This window comes from Methanobrevibacter acididurans (genome assembly GCF_046197875.1).
In the GTDB taxonomy this organism is placed as follows: domain Archaea; phylum Methanobacteriota; class Methanobacteria; order Methanobacteriales; family Methanobacteriaceae; genus Methanobrevibacter_A; species Methanobrevibacter_A acididurans.
The window spans coordinates 1,338,680-1,347,500 of record NZ_CP166991.1 but is presented as its reverse complement, the minus strand read 5'-3'; the positions used below and the strand labels follow the sequence as shown (position 1 = coordinate 1,347,500).

Genomic DNA, 8,821 nt, shown 5'->3' with positions numbered 1-8,821 from the left:
TTGCACAGGCTGCCTGTTTCGAGGGTTGCTCGAGGAGGGAAGGGTAATCTACCTATGATTCATGAGAGTTAGTATACGGGTAATATTTAGTCATAATCTATTTATTTAGGTTATGACTTTTTTTTAAAAAAAATAGTATGTTTTTATTTTCTTTCTTTTTTTATAAAGAAATTATAAACACTTATTAATGCTACAAATAAACTTATTGTAAATCCAATAAATCCTAAAAATGGATAACCCATTATCATTAAACCTTTATTTGTTATCATTACTAATGATGATCCCATTAACAATGCAGCTAATATGATTGACATTGATACCATATCTGTAGCACGTGAAAGGCCTTTAGGTTCTATTTCTATTTCTATTTTACCTTCTTCAATTTTGTATAACATACTTGTTGCAAATTTTGGTAAAATTTTCATTATATGTTCTACTTCTATGATATTGTGTTTTATATAATCTACTCCACGATGTGGACTAAATTTGTCTAGTAATATTTTTTCTGCTAGTGGACTTAATACTTTAACTACATTAAATTCAGGATCTAAAGCTAATCCTGTTTCTTCTATCATTCCTATTCCTCGTGCCATTAATACAAATTCTCTTGGTAGGGCAACATTATAATCTATCATTAAGTTAATTAAATCTGTCATTCCACCTTGCATTTTTTGTAATTCTGCACCATAATATTTTGCTATTAAATCATTTAAATCATATTTTAAGGATTTTATATCTGTTTCATCAGTTAATATGTCCATATATCTTAATTGGTTTATCATATTATCTGCATCTTTTGATATTAAAAATAGGAATAGTTCGGCTAAGTTTTCACGGAATGTTGTATCCATCCATCCCATCATTCCTTCATCTAAATAACATACTATGTTATTATTTAAAATGTATATGTTTGCAGGGTGTGGGTCTGCGTGGAAAAAACCATCTATTAAAATTTGTTTAAAATAGGATTTTACTCCTCTATTTGCTATTAATTTAGCATCATATCCTTCAGGATTTTCTATTACTTCTGATACTTTTTTTCCTTTAATAAATTCCATTGTTATTAATTTTTTTGTGGAATATTCTGGGTATCCTTTAGGTATATAAATTCCATAATCATCTTTGAAATTTTCTCTAAATCTTTGCATATTTGAAAGTTCTTGGTTATAATCTATTTCTTTGTTTAGTGATCTTTCAAATTCTTTTTCGATAGCGGGTAAGTTTAAAGTTTTTGCTCTGTATATATATTTGTCTATACGTTTAGCGAAGAATCTCATTAAGTTTAAATCAGTTTTTATTATTTCTTCTAATCCTGGTTTTTGTACTTTTACTACAACTTCTTTTTTTTCTTTTTTTAGGGTTGCATGATGTACTTGTCCTATACTTGCTGTTGCAATTGGGGTTTCATCAAAATCTGAGTAAATTTCTGTTAAGGGTTTTTCTAATTCTGTTTCTATTTGTGTTTTTATTTCATCAACTGGTATGGCAGGGTTATTATCTTGTAATTTACTTAGTTCATCCGCCATTTCATATCCTACTAAATCCGGACGTGTACTTAATGTTTGGCCTAATTTTATGAAAGTTGGTCCTAATTCCTGGAAACTTTTTCTTACTCTTATTGCAAGTAAGTTTGTATTTGCTTCTAATTCTTCTTCTTCACTACTTTTTTTCTTAAATGGATTTTTGTGTGATAGTTTTGCGTGTTCGTTAATATGTTCTAATCCATTTTTCCGCAGTACTTTGATTATTTCGTTTAATCTTTTTAGATTAGGATTTCTTGTGTTGCTTGTAACTTTCATTTTTATCTTTAGGCCTTTAATTTATATTTATTTAATTTTTGTTGTTTTTGTATTTTATTATTTTCTTTTTAAAATTTTTTAAGTATTTCTCCATATACTTCTTTTAATTTTCCGTGTGAGTTTTCATATATTCTTTTTAGAATAAGTTCAGGTGTACTTTTTGCTAGAAGATTGATTTGTGGAGTTCTATTCACTATTAAATTATAGTTTTTATCTAATCCTTTTGCTTCTATTCCATCTATACGTACTTTTGTGTAATTACTTAATTCTTTTGCCATATGGGTTACTATTATTCCATATGATTCTGTTTCTTTTAACATTTCAATGAAACTACTTATTATTTTCACTGCTGCTTCTAATTCTGTTATTCCTTCTAATTCATCTAATAATACTAATTTTTTATGATTATTTGTTACTATTGGCATGAATACATTAAGAAATGATTCAAATGCTCCTGCATCTAATGATCTTCCTTTGCTAAAGTAATATATTTCATCTAATATTTTTACTTCTGCTTCTTTTGCAGGTATAGGTAAACCCATTTGGGTCATTATATTTATTTGACCGATTGTTTCTAGAAGTGTTGTTTTTCCTCCACTATTTGCCCCAGTTAATAATGCTATATTATCTTCAGGGGATAAGTGATAATCTATTTTTTGAATATTTTGATTTAGGGCTAAATTTAAGTTTATTCCTTGTGTTATTTTTAAATTTTCACTTATTTTGGGTTTGTTTAAATTGTATGTGTATGCGAAACTTCCTAATGTGAATTCATAATCAAATTTTATAGTTTCTTCTATTTCCTCTTCAGCTTGTTTTCTGATATTATATAATTGGGATGCTATTGTTATTTTTTTATCATATAAATTTGTTGTTTTGATATTTTCTTGTTCTTGGTTTATTCTTTCTAATTCTTCTTTATCTATTTCGATTGGATATTTTTTTATGTAAGGATCAAAGTCAATATGGGTAGCTTCTAATAATTTTTCTTTACCTTTACTTATAATCTCTTCAAATATTTCCTCTATTTTTTTAGGTAAATCATTATTTAATAAATCGAGGACTTCATCTCCTCCAATATCAACATTTTTTATACTATTTTTTAACTCTTCATCCATATCTTGCTTAACATTTAAAACAATTTCTTCAATATTTATATCATTACTTTTAAAATCATCCAAATCACTTAATAAAGGTTCAACACAATCACAAACACTATCTAAGCCTAAAATATTACGAATTTCAAAAATTTTTTCAAATAATTCTCTATTATTATCAAAATAATCAATTACCATTTCGGGAACAATCTCATAAACAGGAGATTCATGACTAATCATAATAACATTACCCATATCACCAAAATCCAAGAAACCTTCATTATAAACATAAAAAATTACTTCATAATCTCTAATTTCATCAGCAAACAATTGGGAATTACTAGCAACAACAATAGGATAATACTTATTTAAATTCAAATCAGTTAAATAATTCCCATCTTCCTGAGATTCCACAACAATAACTTTACTTGGATCATAAGAACCTTTAACTTCTTCTGGTTCTCCTAAATTTTTCATTAAAACTTTTAAATCATCAATAGGTAAATGACTAATTTTATCCTTAGCTTCCATTACAAAATCTAAATGCCTATTAATCTTATTAATATCTGTTGTAGGTGACAATAATTGGACACGATTACGACTATAATTTGTATTAGAAAAATTTAAAATTTTACTTATAATCTCTTCATACAAAACATGAGCCCTTTCACTTTTTAAAAATTTCTCTTGAGGGTTTCCTAATAAACTATTCATAATTTGAATAGCTTTTCTTTGTGAAATACCATCAATTTTACTTAATTGCTCCAAATCTAGGTTTTCAACGATTTGGGAAAGATTTTCCTTTCCCCCAACACTATTTAATATTTTCTTAGATAATTTAGTTCCTACACCATCAATTTGTTCTAAATCCATTGCCATAATAAATAACCTACAATAATTAAATCGCTGTTTAAAATCCACGAGTAAAATTTCCACTACTAATATTAGGAGAATACTTCTTAATACTATTTAAACTATTTTTAGAAACATCATCAAGGTTAATAGCATCTTTATATATTTTCCCAATATTATTAACATAATCTATATTTTTCCATCTAGCATCTATACTGAAATTATTAACACCACTATCTTTAAAAAAATCAACTTCATTAATAAGACATAAATCTTGATAATTTAACATCATTACACCTTCTTCATTAAGTGGACGATAAAGAGAATATTTATTCTTATTTTTATCATTTAAGTAAACATTATTAATCTCATTATTTGGATTATCCAATTTTTTAAGGGAATTCTTTATATCATGTGGAAGAATATTTTTTCTACTAATTAATGATTCCATATTTCCATGGATAAGAATTTCTAAAACTGGAAACTCTTTATCATAACTATTAAAAATATTCTTAAAATCTTTTTTACTTAACTCCGGGGAAATAGTAAGTAATTTGAAATTATTTAACTTTTTAACACTTTCACTATTAGAAATATTTAAATGATATGTTCCATAAATTTCAATTTTAAATTTATCCTTTAAGTATTCACCAATCCCTAAATTAGAAATCATAATTGAAGGAACTGTGCTTACTTTTGAAAGAATTCCACAAACTTTAACCAAATCTTCAAATAATTCATCATGGACTATACTTGGCCACATCCAAATAAAATTACAATTTTTTTCAGCACAAATTCTATTAGCTTCTTTAATAATATTAACACAATAACTAATATCTAAACTTTTATGTTCATCTATTAACTTACTATTTTTTGTTGGAATATCAAAATATATATTATTAAAAATATTTTCATTTAAATTTTCTAAAACTGTTAAATTATTAATGTATACATTTAAGTTTTTATCTATTGATCCATTATTTATTGAGATTTGATTCTCTTTTTTAAGATATTCCTTAATCTTTTCTTTTGAATTTTTAAGATCCCTATTTTTAGGAAGATATGTACCTAAAATTTTTTCTTCAGCTTTTTTGAAAAAATTTCTTCTTAATTGATTCAAATCACTTATAGGAGTAAATAAATTTCTATTTATTCTCCCTACTTCTACTGTTTCTAAATAATAAGGCAAATCACTAATTTTGCTGATTTGTTTTTCTATAGTTTTTTCATTAATAGGTCGGTTTTTAGCTGTTTCCCAAGGTTTCAATCCTTTTTGTTTAACTGTTACAAGTTCACCATTACTTAATTTAATAGTTCCTTTTATTATTGGATAATTTTCTTTATCCACATTAAATTTTATGTGAAGTGTAGATTTTCTAAAACCTTGACTTTGAGAATCATGCTCTAATTCTTTTAATGTTTTATTAACACTATTTCTTTTGTTTAAATAAACTTTACATCCTTTTTCAATGTTTATATAAGGTTTTTTGTTTTCCCTAACTTTTTGAACTATAAGAACTTTACCTTCCACTTTTTCTTTTATTAATCTATTTTTTTTCCAATAAGCTTTAGATTTTTTAAAATGGGGATTTCCACTAATATCAAAACCATAAGTATGAGTTTTACTATCTTTCTTTAAAGGAGTTCCTTCAATAACTAAACCATCACCTTTTTGGGGGATATGGATTAAATTTTCGTTTAATTGTATGAAAAATTTTCCAGATTCTTTATCAAATTCCTGAATTTTTCCAATATATAATCCAATATGGCCGGGATTATCAATATTCATTATCTTATTAGAATCCTCATTATTAAATAAATGTCCAGTACTTAATTTTCGATTAAAAACTAAACTTAAATCTTCATGACCTTTTTGTGTTGTGAATTCTTTGCCCTTACTTCTTCTTCGTAACTTATTTAAAGATTGACGATATGTACTAGTTGTAATCATAACATATTCTTTATTACGCATACGCCCTTCAATTTTTAAACAATCCACTCCAATATCACTTAAAACATCTAGTTTACCATATAAACTTAAATCTTTAGGACTTAAAAAATATTTTCCATCATTATTTCCTAATTTGTAAAAATTACCATTACAACTATCAGCAGTTAAAGTATAAGCTTGTCTACATGGTTGTGCACAAGTACCACGATTACCACTACGCCCTCCAATAAAACTACTAAATAAACATCTTCCACTATAAGAGTAACATTGAGCTCCATGAACAAAAAATTCAACTTCTAATCCTATTTTATGCGCTTCTTGAGTCATATCTTTTAATTCATTTAAAGTTAATTCTCTAGGTAAAACCACACGACTAATACCACTTTTTTTCGCCCATTTTAAATCATTTATATTTTCAATATTCATTTGTGTACTAGCATGAATATTAAAATCTGGAATAAATTCATGAATTAATTTCATTAAACCTATATCTTGGATAAGTACACCATCAACACCTAAAGAATATAATTCATAAACATATTTTAAACATTCCCCTAATTCTTCCTCTTTAATTAAAGTATTTACAGTAATATAAACTTTAACATTATGCATATGTGCATATTCCACACTTTTATTTATTTCTTCAATTGTAAAATTATCTGCATACTTTCTAGCACCATAATTCTTACCAGACAAGTATACACTACTTGCACCAGCTAAAACCGCAATTTTTAAATGTTCTACATTACCTACAGGAGATAATAATTCAGGTATTTTCATAAGTTGTACTCCAATTTTTTTATACTATAACTATTTTATATATTTTAAACTATAAAATTATATTATATGTATATTGTTTTTGAGGGAATTGATGGTAGTGGTAAATCAACACAAATAAATTTACTAAAAAATTATCTTGAAAAAAATGGTTTAAAAGTTGAATGTGTTGTGGAACCTACTGATAAAACTGTTGGTAAAGTAATTAGAGAAATTTTAACTCATGAAGATTCAACTACAAGTAATGTGCAAAAAACATTAGGTTTACTTTTTGCAGCAGATAGAATGCAATTAATGAACACTATTGAATCATATGAAAAAGAGGGTAAAATAGTCTTAAGTGATAGATCATTTTACAGTAGCTTAGCTTACCAAGAACCACAAGATTGGATATATGAAATTAATAAATTTGTTAAAAATCCTGACATGGTTTTATACTTAAATATCGATTTGGATAAAAGTCTTAAACGAACAACTGGAATTGATGAATTTGAAAATAAAGAATTTTTAACTAAAGTTCAATGTAACTATGAAAATTTATGTAGAAATCATAATTTTAAGATTATCAATGCAAACAATGGAGTTAATCTTGTAAGTAGAGACATTCAAAAAGCAGTTGCACCATTATTTGATATTTGTGTAAATAACATTAGATAAGATAAATAAATAATTATTGTAATTGAGGAATAATATCATATGTTAAATTTTTTAGAAATAGATGAAATTGATTGGAAATTAATATGCATTGGTGGAATTGTAACATTTATTATATCTTACATTTTAAGTTTTGTGTTACAACAATTTTCTATTAATGGTTTATTATTATTACTTGTGTTAATTGGAATTATAATTTTTTCAACACATATTAATAAACCTAATGTTGGAAAAGGAGTTATTCATGGAATATTAATGGGATTAATTTCTGGAATCTGTTCTGTTATTGTTGGAACACTTTTAGTAACTATAGAATATAATTTTATATTAAATGTGCTTTTACTTCTTTTAACTTATATTCCAATGTACTTACTAGTTGGATTCCTTGGTGGTTTAATAGGTGTAGAAATATCCAGTTTAATATCTAAAAAAAGAAAAAGTTAAGAAAAATAATATATGTTTAATTTTCTAATTCTTTTAATCTTTTTTTTATTGAATCAGTCATAAAATCTTTAGCTTTTTCTAATTCTTCTTTAGTCCCTATAAGTTTAGGACCATATTCAGTTTGTTTTAATTTAACTTCAAATTTATCAATAGTGTGTGCTAAGACTTGTTCTCCAACACCATTAGGTAATCTCATTTCGTATTCTTCAGCATCCATTATATCAACTCAAACATTTTAATTAATAATTATTATATTATTCCAAATATACTTTTTTTTTATTCTTCCATGAATTCACGTACAGGTTCTAAAAATTCTATTAAGAAATCACTAACACCATTTTTTAAGTCCATAGGATGTAATTCACTAGCACTAAATTGTTTTATTAATTCTTCGTGAGTTAATTCTAAATTTCCACCAAATTTTTCGGGACGACTAATTTTAATAGTTTCTTGGTTAGGGAATAAAAAGTGTTCACAAATTTCAATCATAGGATTATTTTCAATTTCTCCTTTAGGACAATATCCTTTATTAATTTTCTTCTTAATATCTTTAGGGGTATCATCAACAGCAATAAAGTTACCTTTACTACTACTCATTTTATCATCACCATCAGTACCATGTAATAAAGGAGTATGTATACAAACAGGAGCTTTTTCCCCTATTTTAGGTAATGTTTCACGTGCTAACATTTGAATTTTTCTTTGTTCCATTCCACCTAAAGCAACATCTGCTTTCAAATAAGCCATATCTGCGGTTTGCATAAGTGGATAAATTGTACTAGCAACTTTTGGATTGTCATCATGACGACTAACTTGATCCATACTACGTTTAGCTCTTTTTAATGTAGTTAATGTAGCTAATTGGTAAACATTATTAGTATATTCTGGTTCAGTTTGATATGAAGAACCTAAAACATATTCAGTTTCAGAGTCTAAACCTAAAGCTTGGAAACATTTTTTATTATATTCTGCAGTAACTTTAATATCTTCAAGATTACCTTTTCCATTTAAGTAAGCATGATAATCTGCAAGTAATATTTTTATATGAAAACCCATTTTTTGTAATTGTTTTAATTTCATTATTGTAATTGCATGACCTAAATGGATTTTACCAGAAGGCTCATAACCAGTATAAGCTATTGGTTTTTCATTATCAAATAATTCTATTAATTCTTCTGGTTCTATAATTTCAAGTGTTCCATTTTGGATTATTTTTAATTTTTCTTGATTACTCATAAAATATCACT

At 25.9% G+C, this 8,821-nt stretch carries 7 protein-coding genes; 2 read left to right on the top strand and 5 right to left on the bottom strand.

Features of this window, described 5'->3' with window-relative positions; genetic code table 11:
• Positions 1-143 precede the first annotated feature (143 nt).
• The 3 genes from ACA135_RS06630 to ACA135_RS06620 all read right to left on the bottom strand — a co-directional run bounded on the left by ACA135_RS06630 (position 144) and on the right by ACA135_RS06620 (position 6,479).
• Positions 144-1,799 (bottom strand): ABC1 kinase family protein, encoded by a 1,656-nt coding sequence (locus ACA135_RS06630; protein WP_409197973.1) that lies wholly within the window; start codon positions 1,797-1,799, stop codon positions 144-146.
• Between the two features lie 68 nt (positions 1,800-1,867).
• A complete protein-coding gene (locus tag ACA135_RS06625; RefSeq protein ID WP_409197972.1) occupies positions 1,868-3,775 on the bottom strand; it encodes a MutS-related protein in 1,908 nt (635 codons plus the stop codon).
• 31 nt (positions 3,776-3,806) lie between these two features.
• Entirely contained in the window at positions 3,807-6,479 is a 2,673-nt protein-coding gene (locus ACA135_RS06620) for a DUF3656 domain-containing protein (RefSeq protein WP_409197971.1), read from the bottom strand.
• Between the two features lie 66 nt (positions 6,480-6,545).
• On the opposite strand from ACA135_RS06620, the gene tmk reads away from it, so the two are divergent.
• Together tmk and ACA135_RS06610 are read left to right on the top strand one after the other, a co-directional pair.
• Positions 6,546-7,133, top strand: a complete 588-nt coding sequence (gene tmk / locus ACA135_RS06615) for a dTMP kinase (protein ID WP_409197970.1) — start codon at positions 6,546-6,548, stop codon at positions 7,131-7,133.
• Between the two features lie 39 nt (positions 7,134-7,172).
• Positions 7,173-7,574, top strand: a complete 402-nt coding sequence (locus ACA135_RS06610) for a hypothetical protein (RefSeq protein WP_409197969.1) — start codon at positions 7,173-7,175, stop codon at positions 7,572-7,574.
• A 16-nt stretch (positions 7,575-7,590) separates the two neighbouring features.
• On the opposite strand, the gene ACA135_RS06605 is transcribed toward ACA135_RS06610, so the two are convergent.
• Both ACA135_RS06605 and ACA135_RS06600 read right to left on the bottom strand, forming a co-directional pair.
• A complete protein-coding gene (locus tag ACA135_RS06605; protein ID WP_409197968.1) occupies positions 7,591-7,791 on the bottom strand; it encodes a hypothetical protein in 201 nt (66 codons plus the stop codon).
• A gap of 59 nt (positions 7,792-7,850) precedes the next feature.
• Positions 7,851-8,810: a tyrosine--tRNA ligase gene (locus ACA135_RS06600; RefSeq protein ID WP_409197967.1), complete on the bottom strand. Its 960-nt coding sequence runs from the start codon at positions 8,808-8,810 to the stop codon at positions 7,851-7,853.
• Between the last annotated feature and the right edge of the window lie 11 nt (positions 8,811-8,821).